14 protein-coding genes and 1 riboswitch are annotated in these 18258 nt (G+C 57.4%); of the genes, 11 read left to right on the top strand and 3 right to left on the bottom strand.

The features are described 5' to 3' along the window. Positions 1 to 116: 116 nt before the first annotated feature. From FHS18_RS03185 to FHS18_RS03175, 3 genes are all read left to right on the top strand, one after another. A complete protein-coding gene (locus tag FHS18_RS03185; protein ID WP_183596881.1) occupies positions 117 to 869 on the top strand; it encodes an ABC transporter ATP-binding protein in 753 nt (250 codons plus the stop codon). Beyond that, complete coding sequence (locus FHS18_RS03180) at positions 862 to 1611, top strand: ABC transporter permease (RefSeq protein ID WP_183596879.1); 750 nt, start codon at positions 862 to 864, stop codon at positions 1609 to 1611. Before FHS18_RS03185 ends, FHS18_RS03180 begins: the two co-directional genes overlap by 8 nt. A 102-nt stretch (positions 1612 to 1713) precedes the next feature. After that, the gene (locus FHS18_RS03175; protein ID WP_183596877.1) at positions 1714 to 2574 is read left to right on the top strand and encodes a hypothetical protein; all 861 of its coding nucleotides are present in this window, start codon (positions 1714 to 1716) and stop codon (positions 2572 to 2574) included. A gap of 99 nt (positions 2575 to 2673) precedes the next feature. Here FHS18_RS03175 and FHS18_RS03170 read toward each other — a convergent pair whose 3' ends face one another. Then, on the bottom strand, positions 2674 to 4725 hold the full coding sequence (locus tag FHS18_RS03170) for a serine hydrolase domain-containing protein (protein ID WP_183596875.1): 2052 nt from the start codon (positions 4723 to 4725) through the stop codon (positions 2674 to 2676). Positions 4726 to 4814: 89 nt separating this feature from the next. On the opposite strand from FHS18_RS03170, the gene FHS18_RS03165 reads away from it, so the two are divergent. Beyond that, positions 4815 to 5003 carry a hypothetical protein gene (locus tag FHS18_RS03165; RefSeq protein WP_183596872.1) on the top strand — a complete coding sequence of 63 codons (189 nt, stop codon included), beginning with the start codon at positions 4815 to 4817 and terminating at the stop codon, positions 5001 to 5003. A 5-nt stretch (positions 5004 to 5008) separates the two neighbouring features. Here the strand turns inward: FHS18_RS03165 and FHS18_RS03160 are convergent, their stop codons facing one another. Together FHS18_RS03160 and FHS18_RS03155 are read right to left on the bottom strand one after the other, a co-directional pair. Then, positions 5009 to 6001: a YihY/virulence factor BrkB family protein gene (locus tag FHS18_RS03160; protein ID WP_183596870.1), complete on the bottom strand. Its 993-nt coding sequence runs from the start codon at positions 5999 to 6001 to the stop codon at positions 5009 to 5011. An 87-nt stretch (positions 6002 to 6088) separates the two neighbouring features. Then, positions 6089 to 7327, bottom strand: a complete 1239-nt coding sequence (locus tag FHS18_RS03155) for a serpin family protein (RefSeq protein WP_183596868.1) — start codon at positions 7325 to 7327, stop codon at positions 6089 to 6091. A 182-nt stretch (positions 7328 to 7509) separates the two neighbouring features. On the opposite strand from FHS18_RS03155, the gene FHS18_RS03150 reads away from it, so the two are divergent. The 7 genes from FHS18_RS03150 (at position 7510) to nagE (ending at position 18223) form a co-directional block, all read left to right on the top strand. Beyond that, positions 7510 to 9276, top strand: coding sequence for an ABC transporter ATP-binding protein (locus tag FHS18_RS03150; protein WP_183596866.1), 1767 nt, complete (start codon positions 7510 to 7512; stop codon positions 9274 to 9276). Next, positions 9273 to 11057 carry an ABC transporter ATP-binding protein gene (locus tag FHS18_RS03145; RefSeq protein ID WP_183596864.1) on the top strand — a complete coding sequence of 595 codons (1785 nt, stop codon included), beginning with the start codon at positions 9273 to 9275 and terminating at the stop codon, positions 11055 to 11057. Before FHS18_RS03150 ends, FHS18_RS03145 begins: the two co-directional genes overlap by 4 nt. Before the next feature lie 247 nt (positions 11058 to 11304). Further along, positions 11305 to 11400: riboswitch (cyclic di-GMP riboswitch) on the top strand. Between the two features lie 418 nt (positions 11401 to 11818). After that, positions 11819 to 14476 carry a bifunctional diguanylate cyclase/phosphodiesterase gene (locus FHS18_RS03140; RefSeq protein WP_183596862.1) on the top strand — a complete coding sequence of 886 codons (2658 nt, stop codon included), beginning with the start codon at positions 11819 to 11821 and terminating at the stop codon, positions 14474 to 14476. A 149-nt stretch (positions 14477 to 14625) separates the two neighbouring features. Beyond that, positions 14626 to 15009 carry a hypothetical protein gene (locus FHS18_RS03135; RefSeq protein ID WP_183596860.1) on the top strand — a complete coding sequence of 128 codons (384 nt, stop codon included), beginning with the start codon at positions 14626 to 14628 and terminating at the stop codon, positions 15007 to 15009. Between the two features lie 227 nt (positions 15010 to 15236). Then, positions 15237 to 16112: a PRD domain-containing protein gene (locus tag FHS18_RS03130; protein ID WP_183596858.1), complete on the top strand. Its 876-nt coding sequence runs from the start codon at positions 15237 to 15239 to the stop codon at positions 16110 to 16112. Positions 16113 to 16222: 110 nt separating this feature from the next. Next, positions 16223 to 16717, top strand: coding sequence for a PTS sugar transporter subunit IIA (locus FHS18_RS03125; RefSeq protein WP_183596856.1), 495 nt, complete (start codon positions 16223 to 16225; stop codon positions 16715 to 16717). A gap of 36 nt (positions 16718 to 16753) precedes the next feature. Further along, on the top strand, positions 16754 to 18223 hold the full coding sequence (gene nagE, locus FHS18_RS03120; protein WP_183596854.1) for an N-acetylglucosamine-specific PTS transporter subunit IIBC: 1470 nt from the start codon (positions 16754 to 16756) through the stop codon (positions 18221 to 18223). The last annotated feature ends 35 nt before the right edge of the window (positions 18224 to 18258 follow it).

Raw genomic sequence — 18258 nt, 5'->3', positions numbered from 1 at the left:
CGGTTTTTTGTGGTTCGCAGGCAGCGAGGGGCTTCCAATATTATGCGTATCGGCGCCTTGCGGTATAATGAACAGCAGCAGACATAACGTTGACCAAACAGGAGGCATCCCTATCATTGACGGCATTATTCACACTTGAACGATTGACCAAGTACCTGCCGGAGCAGCCGGAGCAGCCCTTATTCAGCGGCATTACGGCACAGATTACGGCCGGGGAACGGATTACGCTGCTCGGCGCCTCCGGCCAAGGGAAGAGCACGCTCATGCGAATCATGTCCCTGCTGGAGACGAGCGATTCCGGCAGTATCGCGCTGGATGGCAAGCCATCTTCCGCGTGGCAGGCGAAGGACTGGCGCAAACAGGTCTGTTATGTCGCGCAGCAAGCCGTAATGCTGCCGGGATCGGTGGAGGCTAACTTGCGGACGGTCAGCAACCTGCACAGCATCCCGTTCGAGAAGGAGTTGGCCGCTCAGCTGATGGAGGCGGTGGGCTTAAGCCGTATCGATTGGACGCGGCCCGCCGGCGATCTCTCCGGCGGCGAGAAGCAGCGGGTCGCGCTGGTGCGGGCGCTGCTGCTGCATCCGCGGCTGCTCTTGCTCGACGAGGTGACGGCATCGCTCGACCCCGGGAGCAAGCAGGAGGTCGAGCGGCTGCTGTTGTCCTGGTCGGAGCGGGAGCATACGGCCTATCTGTGGGTGACGCATGATTTGGCGCAAGCGGCCGAGGTGAGCGACACAGTCTGGTTCATGGCGGAAGGACGGCTGCTCGAGACGAGCGGGACCGCCGATTTCTTCTCGGAGCCGAGTACGGACCAGGCGCGTTCGTTCATCCATCGGGAGTCCGCGCAAGGTGGTGTTGCCGATGAGTAACTGGGCGCTCGCCTGCACGCTTGTGTTCGTGGTCGTCACGATCCTGCTGTCCGTGCAGCGGAAGCTGGGGCTGGAGAAGGAGATCGCGATCGGTACCGTTCGCGCCGCGGTGCAACTGCTGCTGATCGGATATGTGCTCCACTACGTGTTCGATACGAGGAAGCCGGCGTTGATTGTTTTGATCGTACTGCTCATGATTACGGTCGCTTCCTTCAATGCCGGCAAGCGCGCCGACCGGATCCCCGGCATTCGGCTGCGAATCGGCTTGACGCTGCTCGTGACCGAATCGATTACGATGGGCCTGCTGCTCTTGCTGCATATCATTGAAGCGACGCCGCAATACATCATTCCCGTCAGCGGCATCATCGTGGGCAGTTCGATGATCGTCTCCGGGCTCTTCTTAAGCCAAATGAACCGGGAACTCGAGGCGGCCCGCGGCGAAATCGAGACGCTGCTGACGCTCGGCGCGACGCCGAGGCAGGCGATCGGCCATTCGGTGAAACGTGCGATCCGCTCCAGCATGATTCCGACCTTCGACGGCATGAAGACGGTCGGCCTCGTCCAGCTTCCCGGCATGATGACCGGCATGATCGTCGCGGGAGCCGAGCCGATCGAAGCGGTCAGGTACCAGATCCTCATTATGTTCGTATTATCGTCCTCGGCAGCCGTTACGGCCATTATGCTCGGCGGCATCAGCGCGAAGTTGTGGTTCACGAAGGAAGGGCTGCTACGTAAAGGCTAGCTGAATTCAATCCTCGTTTTGTCCAATAATTGACAGCCCCTCCCTTCGCGCTTATGATGGGTGAAGAAGTTGATAATCATTCTCACAAGAGCGAATACGGGCGTGAGCGAAGAAACGGACATGGGGGCGAGGGGACGGATGGAGCAGCACGGAATGGATTTTTCGTTGGTTGAGATGTATTTCCATATTTCGCCGGAAGGCATGGAGGAGGCAGTGTTCCAGCTGCCTGCCGCGGAGTTTCGGAATAAGGAAGCGATGCAGATCGCGCTGGCAGCGGGCGGACAGATGGTGCAGGCAACGGGCAATGAGCTGGCGGCCTCCTTCATCGGCACTTCGCTCTGCAATGCGTGTTCGGTTATGCTGCTGATGGCCGCGCAATACAACCGGCTGCTCGATCTGTCCATGAACAACCTGACGCTGCAGGTGGAGCTGCATGACGATCATGCGCATCTCGGCTATAAGATCGAATCGCTGCGCTGGCAGGACTTGCCGCAGGAGGAGCCGGCATGGTCGGGTTTCTTGCTGGCGCGAATGACCGACTACATAACGAATGAAGTGGTGCCGGCTGTCGAAGCCATCGCCGAGCATGCGGGCGTCAAGAACGCCATGATCTGGAGTCAATATGCGTACCAGCTGGCTTTCGTGCGGGACTTCGTCCAGGAGAACGAGCCGCGCCAAGAGGTGCTCGCCCGCTTCCTTCGGGGGTATGAGCTCGTAACGGAAGGGATTCCGGCCGAGGCGTTCAACCGCAAGCGCAACCCGTTCCTCATGACGAGTCCGCGGTTCGTCGACAATCCTTGGGAGCCGGAGAAGCCGATAATGCTCCGATCCTCGTGCTGCATGTATAATTGCCGGGTCGGCGGCGAGAAATGCTACAATTGTCCGAAGATGACGCATGATGAGCGGGAGATTCGCAAAGCGCAGGTGCTCGCTGAACTGGAGAAATCGACGGCGACTGCCTGAGCCTTTATTTTCCTATTCCGATTGCAAATACCCCCTGCACTTCATGCGAAGCGCAGGGGGTATTTGCGTTTTTTTGCTTACGAAGGCGCAGCGCTGCGCCTAGACGCTAAGTACCTTGCTGATAAATTTCGCCAGCAGGGCTGCGGCCTCTTGCTTAAGCATCGGGGATTGCGGATTGTATTCGGCAGCGCCGTCCGCTCCGATGACGACCTCGGGTCCGTACAGCTTCGAACCGACGACATATTGCACGCCTTCCAACGCCCACGGCGCAGGCGCGGTCTTCAGGTCGGCTTCAACAGGCGGCGCGTTCAGCGCGAGATGGGCAACGCGCCATAGAATCGCCGCCGCTTCCTGACGGGTAATCGGCCGATCCGGTTCGAACCGCTGATCCGGCGTGCCTGTCAGGCCGCCAAGTTCCACGATCGTCTGCACGTAGGCCGCAGCCGGATGGCCCTCAAGATCGGCGAATACGGCCGGTTGCTGCGATGGCTTCAGACCGGACAGACGCGTCAGAATGCTGACGAAGTCGGCACGGGTTATTGTCGATGCAGGTTGGAACGAAGCTTCGCCTTCATCCCCCAATGCCTCTAGCGAGCGGAGCAGATAGATCGAATCCGCATAAGGATGGTCGCTCGCGACATCATCGTAGGCCGCGGGCGTCGCCGTTTTCTCAGACATGCTGTCAGGCGAGTTGTAGTAGAAGTAAGCGATCCCGCCTTGCTCATCTTCTTTGAACGCCGCCGGCGCACCGATCTCATCTTCGAAGAGGAGCGGCCCGGTCTGCTTCAGCTTGTGCGTCCCCATGGCGTCTGTCACGACGAGATAACCTTCTTCGGCCGTTATGTTGGATGCCATGAGCGGCGTCCTTAGCCCGCGGTAAATCCCCTCGAAGCGTGCCAGCTGCTGTTTCGTGGATGACAGATAGTTGGTCGTACTTTGCTTCTTCGGATAGAAATGGTCCATGAAGGCGGCGAAGAAAGCTTCGCGAACGCTAACGGTCACATCGCTGTTCGTAATGATTAGACCGCCGACTTTATGCTCGGGCAGCATCCACATCCAAGAGTGGTAGCCCGGCAGGTCTCCGCCCTTGCCAATGACGAGCTGATCGTTATGTTTTTGATGAAAGAAGGATTCGAATCCGTAGGACACGATCGGGACTTCTCCATCGGCGAGCGAATAGTGAATGTCATGCATGTTCTTGGCGGTCTGCTCCTGTAGAATGCGGGCATCGCCGAATTGGCCGTTATCCAGATGGGCGATCAGGAAGTTCGCCATGTCGCTGCCGCTGGCGAGCATGCCTCCTTCGGGTGCGACGGTTGGTACGACCGGATAGGCGTCATAAGCTTCTTTGTCAATCGTGTAGCCGGTGGCTAGGTTATCAGCTGCCTCTTTCGTTAGGCGCATCGTAGCGTGATCCATCTGCAGCGGCTCGAAAATATGCTCTTCCACATACGTATCGAACGGCTGGCCGGAGACGTTCTGGACGATATATCCTTGCATCGTAAAGGCGATATTATCATAGCGGTAAGCTTCGCCGGGCGTGCGAACGACGGTAGGCGTCTCTGCCTGTATGAGGTCGTGGATCGAGACTTCTTTGCCTTCTTCTGCACTCATGACCGAGTCCGTATAGTCAAAACCCGTCGTGTGGGTCATCAGATGCTCAACTGTAACGGGAACACCGGTGTCGTTCGGAATTTTGATCTCCGGCATGTAGGCGGAGATGTCTTGCTTCAGATCGATCTTGCCCTGCTCGACGAGCTGCATGACGGCTGTGGAGGTGACGGATTTGGTGATGGACGCCATTCGGAACAAAGTCGTATCCGGATCAATGGCCTTCTTCGCCGCGACATCGGCATAGCCGTAGCCTTTGTTCAGTAGAATTTGGTCATCCTTGACGACAACGGCGAGCGCGCCGGCAAGCGAAGCCGCAATCTCCGGGCGAGCGAAGAATTGGTCGGCGAATGCCTGGACTGCGGCAGCATTAACCGGCACGGCTGCCTCAGCGGCTGAAGCTGTGTTCGAGCTGGCGGTCTGCGTCAGTTGAACGGGGGCAGTGGCGTAGACGGAGGCAGGGACGGTTAACATGGCGGCCGTGAGCAGTGCGGTCAACATGATGGAAGTCGTTTTCATTGTGGAGCGTTTGCGGGACATTAGATAATCTCTCCTTCTCCTCAAGGGGGTAATTACCACTTTATGGTAGATGATAGAGAGCAGAGATTGAACCGTCCCCGGGATGAAATATGCGCGGGACCTGGGGACCGGGAATAGCGGACCTTAAGACGGATGAAGACTACGACCCGGGGATGAATCGTCATGCCAACAATGGTGCGCAATATGGGCTCAAACAGGAAGAAACCGCCGGGCCCGATAGCCGTCAGCGGTTACAGTTGTTCTTCGATAGGGCAGCGATACTGCTAGCGGCTGCCTAAGCGTCTTACGTTTCTTTTTTCTTTTTCATAAAAGGCAAATGGAGCGCGAACGGCTTGCACGGCGCTTTGGCCTGGCCGGTCCTATCGAAGTGCCGGACCGCGTTGATCTCCCCGCCAAGGACGATCACGATGCTGGAGAGGTAAAGCCAGGTCAGCAGCACGATAATGCCGCCGATGCTGCCATAGGTTTTGGAATAGTTGCTGAAATTGCTCACGTAGAAGGAGAACGCCAGCGACGTCACGATCCAGCCGACCGTGGCGAAGATCGCGCCGGGCAGCACTTCCTTGAACTTCAGATGCAGATTCGGCGCGAACATGTACAGCATGGCGAAGACGATGACCATAATGATGAGCGGCAGCACGAACTGCGCAATGCTCCAGATGATATCGATATTGCCGGGCAGCTGCGTCCAACGGTACAGATGATCGCCGATGACGCGCCCGAAGATGAGCATGACCATGCTCGAGACGATGACCAGCGCCAAGACGACGGTGAACAGCAGCGCGAGGCCTTTGACCTTCCAGAACGGACGCGATTCCTCGACGTCATAGGCTTTGTTAAGAGCTTTCATGACCGCTCCGATCCCGTTAGAGGCCGACCATAATGTCACGAGCAGACCGAAGGATAGGAGCGAACCGCTGCGGGAGTCTTGAATCTCTTCGAATGCCTCCGCGATCGTCGTGGTCGACATCTCGGGCAGCACCAGCCGTATGCCGTCGATGACGTCCCTCACCGTCAGATCCGCGAAGCTGAGCACCGCGATGATAAAAATAAGAAAAGGGAAGAAAGCTAGAATGAGATAATAGGTCAACTGAGCCCCCATTGCCGGCACCTCGTCGTCTTGGAAGCGGCAGTACAGGCTCTGGGCAAAATTCCATGCGCGCGTCTTGAAACTGTCGTTCTTGCTCGGCGCGTTCGAGCGGTTCAAGCCGGACTTTCCGGCTTGACCGGCGTTCCCCTTGGCGGGGCTGCCTTGTTGCGGATACGTATTGGCCATCGGTCCAAGCCTCCTTTCGTCAGTTCTCATTACCCGCCGCATGGACAGGTAAACCGACCCGAAGAGGAGCGCCCGACCCGAGCGCACTCAAGGCGCGGACGGATCGGCCATCGTGCCGAGGAACACCAGCGTGCCTGTGGTGGCCTCCTCAATGGCATAGAAGAAGGGCCGGTCGATCTTCATGGCAAAAGGTTCCGCGGGCGCACTTCCCGTATCCGTCATGATGGCAGTGGCAGCTGCCGCTTCCGTCCCTTGCTCGTCGACCTGAATGAACGTCTTGTGCAGCACCTCCTGGATAAAGTAGCTCGCTCCGTCTTCCGCCATGCCGGAGAAATCCGCTTGGCTCCGGTCGAAGGGATGCACCATGCCAAGTTGCTTGAGCGTCTCCTTCAGCTTGAACGACGATTGCGCAGTGAACCGCGGCAGCTCGACTGTGCCGAATGCATCGGAGAGACCATCTTGCCACAAGGACGGGTCGGCGAGCAGCTCGGGCAGCAGGGCGGCGAGATCCTTACCGGCCGCCGGCAGCACGATCGTCATGTGCCAGTTCCCGTTGCCGTAGGGCAGCTCGATCGCCTGGAAGCTGCTTTCCTGCTTGTAGGGGAACGTCTCCGTTTGCTTCATCATCGGAACGGCTACGGAACGGTCTTTGCTCAAGTAGACCGGCACTTCCCGGGTCTGCGACTTCTCGAAGGGCTCGCTCCACTTGCCCTGGAAGGAGATCGCGTTGATCAGCACCGCTGTAGACTCGTCGCTGAGCTGCTCGATGATCGTCGGTATTTTTCCTCCCGTCTGCTTGCTCACCCAGCGGTTCATCGTGTCGACCGCTTCTTGCTCATCGCCGAATTCCAACTGCTTCACGGGAGCCGCATAATACTGCTGCATGCGAGACACGTAAGGCTCGCGAAGCGGCGTACCTTCATCGGCCCATAGGGAATTGGCGATCTGGACGGTAGTATCCGAGTCGCTTGCTTCTAGCAGCTCCATCAGCACTTCGCTGCCGCGGTCCATGTCCTCCGCCGACAGGCCGCTTGCTGCAAGCGTCCGAAGCATCTCGGCCTGAGTCGCGCCCGATGCTCCGCTTGCCGCCATGGAGAGGGCGAGCGAGATGCTGAGCGGGGAGATCAGATGGTTCTGTCCATCAGCGGCGACCAGCTTCTCGGCCAGCCGCAGCGCAAAGGCGTTATGCGCTTGCACCTGGCTGGTGCTCACGTCAGCAGCCGTGAAGCGGGTAGTTGATGTCTGCTGGCCGCATGCGCTGCAGCCGAACAGAAGGCAAGCTGCGATAAGCAGCAGGAACCATGGACGCAATAGCCGTTGTAGCATGGGCAAGTCCCCCTCTGTATCGATACAATCTATAATACGAATTCCATATTAAGGTAAACGAGAAGCTAAATTGGATTGTTGCAAGGACTCGTATTTAATTATGGGAAATTTTGATTAAAACGCTTAACGCCGCTCGGATGCTGTGATAATCTGGTGGAATCCATCTCAAACAGGAGGGGCCTATGAAGCTTCAGAAATCGAAGGTTTCCATATCGCACTATGCGGCTTTAATGCGGCGCTACTTGCTGCCGCAGCGCGGCGCGTTGATCGGGCTGACGGCGCTGCTCTTCGCTTCGATCGCCCTCCAGCTGGTCAATCCGCAGATCATCCGTTATTTTATCGATACGGCGCAAGGGCAAGGGTCCATGACGCCGCTTTATTATGCGGCAGGGCTGTTCATCGCGTTCTCGCTGGTGCAGCAGATCGTGTCGGTCATCGCCACCTTTATGAGCGAGAACGTCGCCTGGCGGACGACGAACAAGCTGCGCGGCGATCTGGCGGAGCATTGCTTGACGCTCGATATGAATTTCCATAAATCGCACACTTCCGGAGCGATCATCGAACGGGTGGACGGCGATGTGAATGCGCTTGCGAACTTCTTCTCGAGCATGATTATCCACTTGGCGGGCAATGTGCTGCTCATCGCGGGCATTATCGCGCTGCTCTATCGGGAGAATTGGATGATCGGCCTTGGCATGACGCTGTTCGCGGTGTTCGCGATCTTCATCATTCAGTGGATCCGCAAATTCGCCGTGCCGATATGGAGCAGTTGGCGGCAAGTCAACGCCGAATTCTACGGGTTCGTCGGCGAGCAGCTGGAAGGAACGGAGGATATCCGGGCCAACGGCGCGTCCGGGTACGTCATGCGGCGGTTCTACGGCCTGGTGGGCCGAATGCTGCCCGTGCGCGTGAAGGCGTTTCTCGGGTTCGCGACGATGTGGAATGCGACGATCGTAATCTTCGCGCTCGGCAACGCGCTTGCCTTCGGCGTCAGCGCTTACTTGTGGCACCAAGGCGAAGTGTCGCTCGGCACGGTCTACCTGATCTTCTACTACACCGAGCTGCTGGCCAAGCCGATCGAGAAAATCCGTACCCAACTGGAGGATCTGCAAAAGGCTGACGCGAGCATCGTCCGGATCAACGAGCTGTTCGAGATGAAATCGCTCATCGCCGACGGGCCGGGCACGCCGATCGGCAGCGGTCCGCTGTCCGTCGAGCTGAGCGATGTGTCGTTCAGTTATGAGGGGGCTGAAGGCAAGCCGACGCTGAGACAGCTTGATTTCAGGCTCGCGCCGGGCGAGGTGCTCGGCCTACTCGGGCGGACGGGCAGCGGGAAGTCCACGCTGGCGAGGCTGCTGCTGCGATTCTATGATCCGCAGCAAGGAGCGATCCGGCTAGGCGGGACGGATATTCGAGACGCGAAGGTGAGCGAGCTGCGTTCACGCGTGGCGATGGTGACGCAGAGCATCGAGATTATGGAGGGAACGGTGCGGGATAACTTGACGTTCTACGACGAGCAGATCTCCGATGCGCGGATTGCCGAGGTGCTCGATGATCTGGGGCTTGGATCCTGGTACGCGTCCTTGCCGCAAGGGCTCGATACGATGCTCGCCTCCGGGGGCGGCGGGTTATCTGCCGGCGAGGCGCAGCTGCTTGCTTTTGCCCGGGTATTCCTAAGCGATCCGGGACTGATCATCATGGATGAGGCTTCGTCGCGTCTGGACCCGCTCACCGAGCAACGGATTGAACGGGCGACGCAGAAACTGCTCGAAGCGCGCACCTGTATCATCATTGCGCATCGTCTGGCGACGGTGCAGCGGGCGGACCGCATTCTCGTGCTCGAGGACGGCGAGATCGTGGAAGAAGGGCTGCGCGCGGCGCTTGCGGCCGAACCGGGTTCCAGATTCAGCCGCATGATGAAGACGGGCATGGAGGAGGTGCTGGTATGAGTACGATGACGTTCCTATGGCGGCTGATCGCCTATCGTCCTTACCGCTATATCTTCAATGCGGTAGCTTGGACCGTAATCTATCTGGCGCCGATCGCCCCTGGCCTGATTACGAAGGAGTTCTTCGATTATCTCTCCGGCAGCCAGACGCTCAGCTACGGAACGGGGGGCATCATCGCCCTGCTGCTCGGAGCCGCGCTCGGGAGGGTCGCGCTTATCTATATCGGCTTCATAACCGACGTGCAGTTCCGCTTCCGGATCGGGATGCTGCTGCGCCGCAACATGCTCGCCCATGTGCTGAAACAGCCCGGGGCGAGGGCGATCCCGGTGTCGCCCGGCGAAGCGATCAGCCACTTCCGCGACGATGTGGATCAGACCGAGGAGGCGGTGAGCTGGTCGGTCGACGCATTCGGGATGACTTGCTTCGCCATCGTCTCCGGCTTCATTCTGATCGGGATCGATGCCGAGCTGACGCTCTACGTGTTCCTTCCGCTGGTGCTCGTCGTAACGGCTGCGCAGCTGGCGACCTCCCGCATTCAGAAATACCGTGCGGCCAGCCGCGAGGCGACCTCCAAGGTAACGGGAGCGATCAGCGAGATGTTCGCCAATGTGCAGTCCATCCAGGTGGCCGGCGCGGAGAAGCGCGTCGTCGACCGGTTCCGGAAGCTCGGCGAGGAGCGTCGCGTCACGATGGTGAAGGATAAGCTGATGAGCGAGATGCTCGACTCGATCTTCTCGAACTCGGTCAATCTCGGAACAGGACTTATTCTATTGCTGGCAGGCCAGAAGATGCGGGGCGGAGACTTCTCCGTCGGCGACTTTGCGCTGTTCGTCTACTATCTGACTTTCGTGACGCAGTTCATTACGAATTTCGGCAAATTCCTGACGTTCTACAAGCAGATGGGCGTCGCGCTGGTGCGGATGGTCAACCTGCTGCAGCAGGCGCCGGCGAAGGTGCTCACCGCCTTCGAACCGCTGGATCTGACGAGCAAGGAGCGCAGGCAGCGGGAAGAAGCGGAGCGGGCCGAGGCGGACCGTGGGCCCCAAGCCGAACCTTTGGAACGCCTGGACATCGCGGCGCTCGGCTATCGGTATCCGGACACGGGCAGAGGCATCTCCGGCATCGATATTACGCTGGAGCGGGGGACCTTCAATGTAGTCACGGGCATGATCGGTTCCGGCAAAACAACCCTAGTCCGCGCGCTCCTCGGCCTCTTGCCCGCCGAAGAAGGCTCGGTGCGCTGGAACGGGCGCGCGATCGAGGATCCGGGAACGTTCTTCATCCCGCCGCGCAGCGCTTATACGGCGCAGATCCCGCGGCTATACAGCGATACGCTGCGCAACAATATTCTGCTCGGCATCGAAGAAGAAGGCGGCAATCTCCCTCGCGCGATCCATGCGGCGGTGATGGAATACGACATCGAGCATCTGCAGCACGGACTCGAGACGGTCATCGGGCCGCGCGGCGTCAAGCTCTCGGGCGGCCAGGCGCAGCGGACGGCGGCAGCCCGGATGCTCGTCCGGGACGCCAAACTGTACGTGTTCGACGATCTGTCGAGCGCGCTGGATGTCGAGACCGAGCGGAAGCTGTGGGAGCGGCTGTTCGAGGCTAGAGGCGGAGCAACCTGTCTGGTCGTCTCCCACAGGAAGGCGGCGCTCGCGCAGGCCGATCAAATTATCGTCATGAAGGATGGCCGGATCGAAGCGAAGGGCACGGCGGAGCAGCTGCTCCAAAGTAACGAATCGTTCCGGGAACTGTGGTACGGCGAGGAAGGTTCTTAGCCATCCGATAGGCGCTTCGGCAGCCACCGTTCGCGTAGTCATTGAGGAACGCTCTCTAATGTTCGTTATTAGAGAGCGTTTTTCCTATTTTTCAGCAATAACATCCCACTAAACTCCTTTAATTCCTCACACTTTCGACAATTAGTGACAAATTATGCTATATACATCTAAAATGCGCATCGGTATAATGATCCAGAGCGTTAAAAGATTAAACTTTTGCGTGCATCGTCAGACCTAATTCGACTTTTTCCGATAAAGGCAAACCAGTGGAAACATTGGGACGCAAAGCCGCGGCCTAAGGCAGCTGATCGCTTCAGCACGCTATGGTAGACAGGTTACCGATTTGCTAGGGAGCTATCCTTCCATATCGGGATGGCTCCCTTTTCTATTAGAAGTTGTTCAAAAAGTCGCCCCTTGATCGAAGCCAATCAGGGACTTCCCCGACGTCGAGTCTTGCGTGCAGGCTTGAAGTTTGGTGCTCATTCTAGGTTTGCCTAAACTTAAGCTCCTCCTTCTTCACCTTCACGGCAACCTTCCCGGTGCTGAATGGTCGACTTTTTGAACGCGCCATATTAACTAATTGAAAGCGTGGATATGACGTGAATCAGAGTGATTTTGTCGAAACGTATCATTTGGGCTTAGTGGGATTATGTCTAGTCATCGGTCTATGCGCCTCTTATCTTGCTCTCGATTTGTCGAGGCGAATTCAGCAAACGACCGGGCGCATCCGCACGGCATGGCTTTACGGAGGGGCCGCCACATTGGGCTTGTCCATATGGGCGCTGCAATTTATCGGCACGCTGGTGTACCGGCCGGCTCACATGACCGTTGCGTATAACATGCCGCTCGTTCTCTTGTCGGTCGTGATTGCGGTAATCGTCATGATCGGGGCGATCTGGACAGGGAGCAGAGCCCACGTTAAGCCCTTCCAGCTCCTCGGATCCGGGCTCGTTGCGGGGGTCGCGGTATGCGGAATCCATATTATCGGCATCGAAGCGATGCAGCCCGTGCAGCTTCAATACAATCCGCTGTTGATCACATTAGGCAGCAGCCTGACAATTGGACTGTGCATGGCCATTCAGCTCCTTGCCTACAGGTTCCGCACCCGGGTAACCGCGCTGTACAAAGTGCTGAAACTCGGCACTTGCATCATCGTTGGCGGGCTCGTCGTGGCCATCCATTATGTGTTCACGTCCGGGATTCGCGTACGGCAAACGGATATGCAGCAGGTTGCGCAAGCGGCGGAGCATCCTTCCTTCTGGGTGGCGATCGGCGTCGCTGGCTGGTCCGTGCTGGTGCTCGGCATTATGATGATATGCGCTTATGTGTCGGATCAGCGCGCCGTGGAGCAGGATGCGCTGAACGGATCGCTGCTCGAATCGGCGAGCGACGGCATCGTCATGATCGATAGCAAAGGCGTCATCATCGAGTTCAACCCGGTTGCGGCGCAAACTTTCGGCTACCGCCGGCACGAGGCGATCGGAAGACGCATGAGCGAGCTGTTGTTCTCTTCTGGATTATGCGGTGACTACGCCGAGGAGATAGAACGTTTCATGAAGCAGCCGAGCGAAAGCGTTTTTGACAGCCGCTTGGAGACGACGGGGATGCGGGCGGACGGGACGTTCTTCCCGATGGAGATTACGGTCACCCGAATTGGCAAAACGGGCCCATCCGTAGCAGCAGCCTTCATCCGGGATATTACGGAACGCAAGCGGGTCGATGCGGCGCTGCGCGAGAGCGAGGAACGTTACCGCAAGCTGATTCATTACTCGCCGGATCCGATTCTGGTTCATCTCAACGGCATTATTCTATTCGTCAACAACGCTGCAGCCCAGACGCTTGGAGCGGGTGATCCCGAGGAATTGACTGGAAGATTCCTCATTGAATTCATGCACCCGGAAGACCGCGAGTTTGCCGATATGATCCTGCATTCCGCCACGCATCGGTTAGCGGAACTCGACCCGCTCGAGATTCGCTGCTACAAGATGACCGGCGAGCTCATCGATCTGGAGGTCAAGTCCATTCTGGTCAAATGGAACGGCAAAGGCGTCGTCCAGACGATCGCGCGGGACGTGACGGTGAAGAAGCAGGCGGCGGAGATGATGAGGCGGATGGCGTACTACGATCAGCTGACCGGCCTTGCGAACCGCAATCTGTTCCTTGAGCAAGCAAGCGCGCATCTCGCTAAGGTGAAGGGGAAGATTCATCACGCTGCCGTGCTCTTCATCGATCTGGACCGCTTCAAGATGATTAATGATACGCTGGGCCACCATATCGGGGACGGGCTGCTGAGGGAATTCTCCTGGATGCTGCAAACTTGCTTGCGCAAGGAGGATATTGTATCGCGGATCGCGGGCGACGAGTTCCTGGTCATGCTGCCGGATACGACCAAAGAGGAAGCGGAGCAGATTGCCAAGTCGATGATCCTGCAAGCCAGCTCGCCGTTCTTGATTGACGGGCATAATCTGATCGTGACGCCAAGCATCGGGGTCGCGCTGTACCCCGAAGATGGCGAGGATGTCGATCGCCTCATGAAGAACGCCGACGCGGCGATGTACCGGACGAAAGAGCTTGGCAAGAACAGCTATTCCTTCTACGAGCCGAATCTGCGTACGGCGACATCGCGCGAGATGCAGCTAGAGCAGAGCCTTCACCGCGCTTTGGAGCAGGACGAGTTCATTCTTCATTACCAGCCGCGGTTCGATCTGAAGACGGGTGCCATCGCAGGCGTCGAGGCGCTCATTCGCTGGGACAGCGCCGAGCATGGACTGGTCAGCCCGCAAGAATTTATCCCGCTGGCGGAGGAGACGGGCATGATCGTGCCGATCGGCGAGCGGATTCTCCGCAAAGCCTGCGAGCAGGCCAAGCGCTGGATCGATGCAGGCAAGCCGCCGATCCGGATGGCCGTCAATCTCTCGCTCTTGCAATTCAAGCAAGTGCACCTTGTGGAGCAGATTGCCTCTATCCTGGAGGAGACGGGGCTGCCGGGCCGGTATTTGGAGCTCGAGATTACGGAAAGCGTCGCAAGCCAGAACGAGAAGGCGGTCGCGGAACGGCTGCGCGAGATTAAGGAGCTAGGCATTACCGTCTCGATCGACGACTTCGGCACAGGCTACTCGTCGCTGAGCTACTTAAGGCAGTATCCGCTCGACGTGCTGAAGATCGACCGCTCCTTCATTCGCAATCTCGTCCAATCGCCGGACGATACGGCCATCGTCAAGGCCATCATCGCGATGGCGCACAGCCTCCACTTAAGCGTCTGCGCGGAAGGCGTCGAGACGGAGGAGCAGCTCGTATTCCTGCGCGACCATGGCTGCGGCGAGGTACAAGGCTTCTTGCTGGCCAAGCCAAAGCCGGCGGAAGAAGTCGAGCATATCCTTGCCAGGACGATCACGTATCCGGTTCATGCGGCTTCATAAGCAAATACAGGGCGCTCTCATTGGGGCAATGTCATTTGGACATTGCCCCTTGAGGGCGCTTTTTTTTTCGCGGCTAGGCTCAGGGTCCGATTGCAAGTGAACAGGTGCTTTGCGATAATGGGTGAAAATGGAAATTGGAGCTGGCACTTATGAGGAAACGAACCAAGGTTAGTCTCATGGTCGTTATTGTCGTCGCCGCGAGCGTAATGATGGCCGCTGTGCAGTTCGGGAGAGAATATACCATGTCTGTGAATGTCATTTGGGTACACGACGTATCCGTGCAGCAGGGCGAGGCTTATATTACTGGCGGATTTGTCACAAGCGCTGACGATTATCGCGGCTATAAGACGCATCAGGAAGGGAACACGCTGCAACTTGAGGTGCAAGGAAGTATCCTGGCTGTCGGTCCGCGCAGCGATGCCTTCACGGTAGAGGTGGATCTGAAGGATGGTCTGCGGGATCAGATTGATGCGATCTATCTGCGGGATGACGAGACGACCCGGTTGATCTGGTCCAGGGCGGCTGCAGGTTAGCTGCAAGCAAGGGATACCGTTCACAACGCTTCCCGAGGTGCAAATTTCCACGAAAAATGTCGGTTGACGGTAACGCTTTCTTTGCGTTATGATGAGCACATATTCATACGGATGGCGTGTTACCTCGTCCGAGGGCATGAGCCAAGAGAACGATTCTGCAGCGCAGAGTCTTTTTCTTGGCTCTTTTTTGTGCCTTTTTGCCATACTAAGCCAAGGTGATGACATTGATGACAAAGAGGGATGCAGCATTGCGAATCGAACGCGCAATCAACAATAACGTCCTGCTTGTGATGGATGACCAGTCCAAAGAAGAGTTCGTGCTCATGGGGAAAGGGATCGGATTCGCCGGCAAGAGCGGCGAGACGATTCTGGCAAGCGATACGCGGATCGAGAAGCGGTTCCGCCTGGATGATCCGAAGGAGATGGTGCAGTATCACTCGCTGCTCGGGGATATGGATCCGGAAGTGATCCGCATCTCCGAAGCGATTATCCAGCTCATCACGGCGCAGCTGGGGGAGCTAGTGAATCGCAAAATATATTTTGCCCTGCCGAGCCATATTCAGTTTGCCATCTATCGCCTGCGCAACGGCATGGATATCGTCAATCCGTTCCTGTACGAGACTCGCATGTGCTACAAGAGCGAATACGAGATCGCCAGGCAGGCGGCGGAGCTGATCGGCTCCACCTTCGGCATTGCCGTGCCGGACGAGGAGATCGGCTTCTTGACCTATCATGTCCATTCGGCGGTGACGAACGTTCCGATCGGGCAGATCGTGAAATTCACGAATCTCGTGAACGAGCTTGTCGAAAAAATCGAGGAACGCCGCGCGATTCGTATTTCCCGGGAAAGTATCGACTACATTCGCCTTATTACGCATCTGCGATATATGGTAGAGCGCATCAGTCAAGGCAAGCGGGCGAGCAATCCGCTGCTCGATTCGCTCCATCAGCAAATGCCGGAAGCGTATGCGCAAGCACGCGAACTGGCTGGACTTATGGAAGAGCAGCTGAGTCAGCCGATAACGGAAGACGAGATTGGCTTCCTGGCGATTCACCTGTACCGGTTGTTTGAGGTGTTCCCTTCGCCGGTAACGGGAATTTGACTGCGAGAGGCAATAGCACAACAGAACAACAGACAGTACGACAGAACGTTAAGACACAGTCCGCGATGACTGCGCAACTAGATTGAGTCCACCATCAGGAGGTAAGCCACATGTTTGGTAAATTGTTCAAAGCAAAGAAAGAGACATTCACGATTAGAGCTCCGATCACGGGCAAGGCGGTTTCGCTGACAGAGGTTCCGGACGAGGCATTCGCTGCCGGCCATATGGGCAAAGGCATTGCGATCGAGCCAACTGTCGGCAAAGTGGTAGCGCCGTTCGACGCGATCGTAGCGCATATCATCCATACGAATCATGCGGTCATTCTCGAGCATGCTTCCGGCCTGCAGCTGCTCATACACGTCGGGATCAACACGGTCGCGATGAAGGGCGAAGGGTTCAACGGTCTCGTGCAGATGGGCGATCAAGTCCGTGCAGGTCAGACGCTGATCGAATTCGACATCGAGAAAATCCGCACGGCGGGCTATCCGCTGATCACGCCGGTCGTCATCGCCAACGAAGACGAAGCGGTCACGGAAACGGAAGTGGTGGAAGGTAAGGTTACAGCTGGCCAGGATGCGGTCATTCACGCAGTATTGGCGAAGTAACGATAGAGCATTAGACACATTTTAGGGGGATACGACATGTTAGCTTTTTTGCAACGGATTGGTAAAGCGCTTATGCTGCCGGTTGCAACGCTTCCGGCGGCTTCGCTGCTGCTTCGCTTCGGCAGCATCGATTATGTGAATGAGTTTCACCTGGGCGACAATGTAGGCGGTTTCTTGAACCAGTACATCGCGCCGTTCCTGAACGCGGGCGGCTCCGCGATCTTCGATTACTTGCCGCTTATCTTCGCGGTAGGCGTGGCCATCGGCCTTGCCGGCGACGCGGTCGCCGCGCTTGCTGCTGTAATCGCTTACCAGGTGTTGATCACGGTACTGACGAAAGTGCCTGTCGCCTTCCCGGATATCGTCGGCGCGGACGCGAAGCTGAATATGGGCGTCCTGGGCGGTATCTTGGCCGGTCTCGTCGCTTCGTTCATGTATAAACGCTATCATACGATCAAACTTCCGGATTGGCTCGGCTTCTTCGCAGGCAAACGTTTCGTTCCGATCGTCACTTCGGTGTCGATGGTACTCGTCGGTATCGTTTTCGGTCTCATCTGGGGTCCGATCCAGACGCAGCTGGATGTGTTCGGCCGCTGGATCGTCGGCCTCGGCGGCATCGGCGCCGCGATCTTCACGGTTGCGAACCGCCTGCTCATTCCGTTCGGTCTGCACCATGTCTTGAACTCGATCGCCTGGTTCCAGATCGGCGATTACACGGACGCGGCAGGCAATGTCGTGCACGGCGACTTGACCCGCTTCTTCAAAGGCGACAAAACGGCAGGGATGTTCATGACCGGCTTCTTCCCGATCATGATGTTCGCATTGCCGGCCGCGGCGATTGCCATTATCCAGACGGCGAAAAAAGAAAAGCGCAAAGCGATCGCGTCGATCTTCATCGGTACGGCGATTGCTTCGTTCCTGACGGGAATTACGGAGCCGCTCGAATTCGCATTCATGTTCGTCGCTCCATTGCTATTCGTTATCCATGCGCTGCTTAGCGGCGCGGCCGCTTACATTGTGGCCGAGATGGGCGTGAAGCATGGCTTCGGCTTTTCCGCAGGTTTTATCGATTATACGGTGAACTACTCGCTCGCAACGAAGCCGTTGCTCAGTATTCCGGTTGGTCTCGTATTCGCAGTCATCTACTATCTGTTGTTCCGCATTCTCATCGTAAAGCTGAACCTGAAGACGCCTGGGCGCGAGGATGATGAACCGGCGGCTGTAGCAGCATCGACAGGGAAGGCAACTAGTGCCGGAACTGGCAGCTTCAGCGACAAAGCTGCGAACGTGCTGGATAACCTGGGCGGATCCGACAACATTACGAGCATCGACGCGTGCATTACCCGTCTTCGCCTTGTCGTGAAAGACGAGCAAGCGGTCAATGACGCGGCGCTCAAAGGTCTTGGCGCTTCCGGCGTCATGCGTCTTGGCTCGGGTGCGGTACAAGTTATTTTCGGCACGCAATCCGAGCGGCTGAAGGACGAAATTTCGAAAATGATGAAATAGGCAGATCGCGTCAGGCGATAGAACCAATATATACA

The sequence above is a fragment of the Paenibacillus phyllosphaerae genome, assembly GCF_014192105.1.
Classification (GTDB): domain Bacteria; phylum Bacillota; class Bacilli; order Paenibacillales; family Paenibacillaceae; genus Paenibacillus_Z; species Paenibacillus_Z phyllosphaerae.
This window is presented reverse-complemented; position numbering and strand designations above follow the sequence as displayed.

What these genes read in the sequence shown, in the direction of transcription:
- FHS18_RS03180 (WP_183596879.1), top strand. Translation starts at nt 862, where the DNA reads ATGAGTAACTGGGCGCTCGCCTGCACGCTTGTGTTCGTGGTCGTCACG.
- FHS18_RS03170 (WP_183596875.1), bottom strand. Translation starts at nt 4,725, where the DNA reads ATGTCCCGCAAACGCTCCACAATGAAAACGACTTCCATCATGTTGACC.
- FHS18_RS03155 (WP_183596868.1), bottom strand. Translation starts at nt 7,327, where the DNA reads ATGCTACAACGGCTATTGCGTCCATGGTTCCTGCTGCTTATCGCAGCT.
- nagE (WP_183596854.1), top strand. Translation starts at nt 16,754, where the DNA reads ATGTTAGCTTTTTTGCAACGGATTGGTAAAGCGCTTATGCTGCCGGTT.
- FHS18_RS03135 (WP_183596860.1), top strand. Translation starts at nt 14,626, where the DNA reads ATGAGGAAACGAACCAAGGTTAGTCTCATGGTCGTTATTGTCGTCGCC.
- FHS18_RS03130 (WP_183596858.1), top strand. Translation starts at nt 15,237, where the DNA reads ATGACAAAGAGGGATGCAGCATTGCGAATCGAACGCGCAATCAACAAT.
- FHS18_RS03150 (WP_183596866.1), top strand. Translation starts at nt 7,510, where the DNA reads ATGAAGCTTCAGAAATCGAAGGTTTCCATATCGCACTATGCGGCTTTA.
- FHS18_RS03125 (WP_183596856.1), top strand. Translation starts at nt 16,223, where the DNA reads ATGTTTGGTAAATTGTTCAAAGCAAAGAAAGAGACATTCACGATTAGA.
- FHS18_RS03165 (WP_183596872.1), top strand. Translation starts at nt 4,815, where the DNA reads ATGCGCGGGACCTGGGGACCGGGAATAGCGGACCTTAAGACGGATGAA.
- FHS18_RS03160 (WP_183596870.1), bottom strand. Translation starts at nt 6,001, where the DNA reads ATGGCCAATACGTATCCGCAACAAGGCAGCCCCGCCAAGGGGAACGCC.
- FHS18_RS03145 (WP_183596864.1), top strand. Translation starts at nt 9,273, where the DNA reads ATGAGTACGATGACGTTCCTATGGCGGCTGATCGCCTATCGTCCTTAC.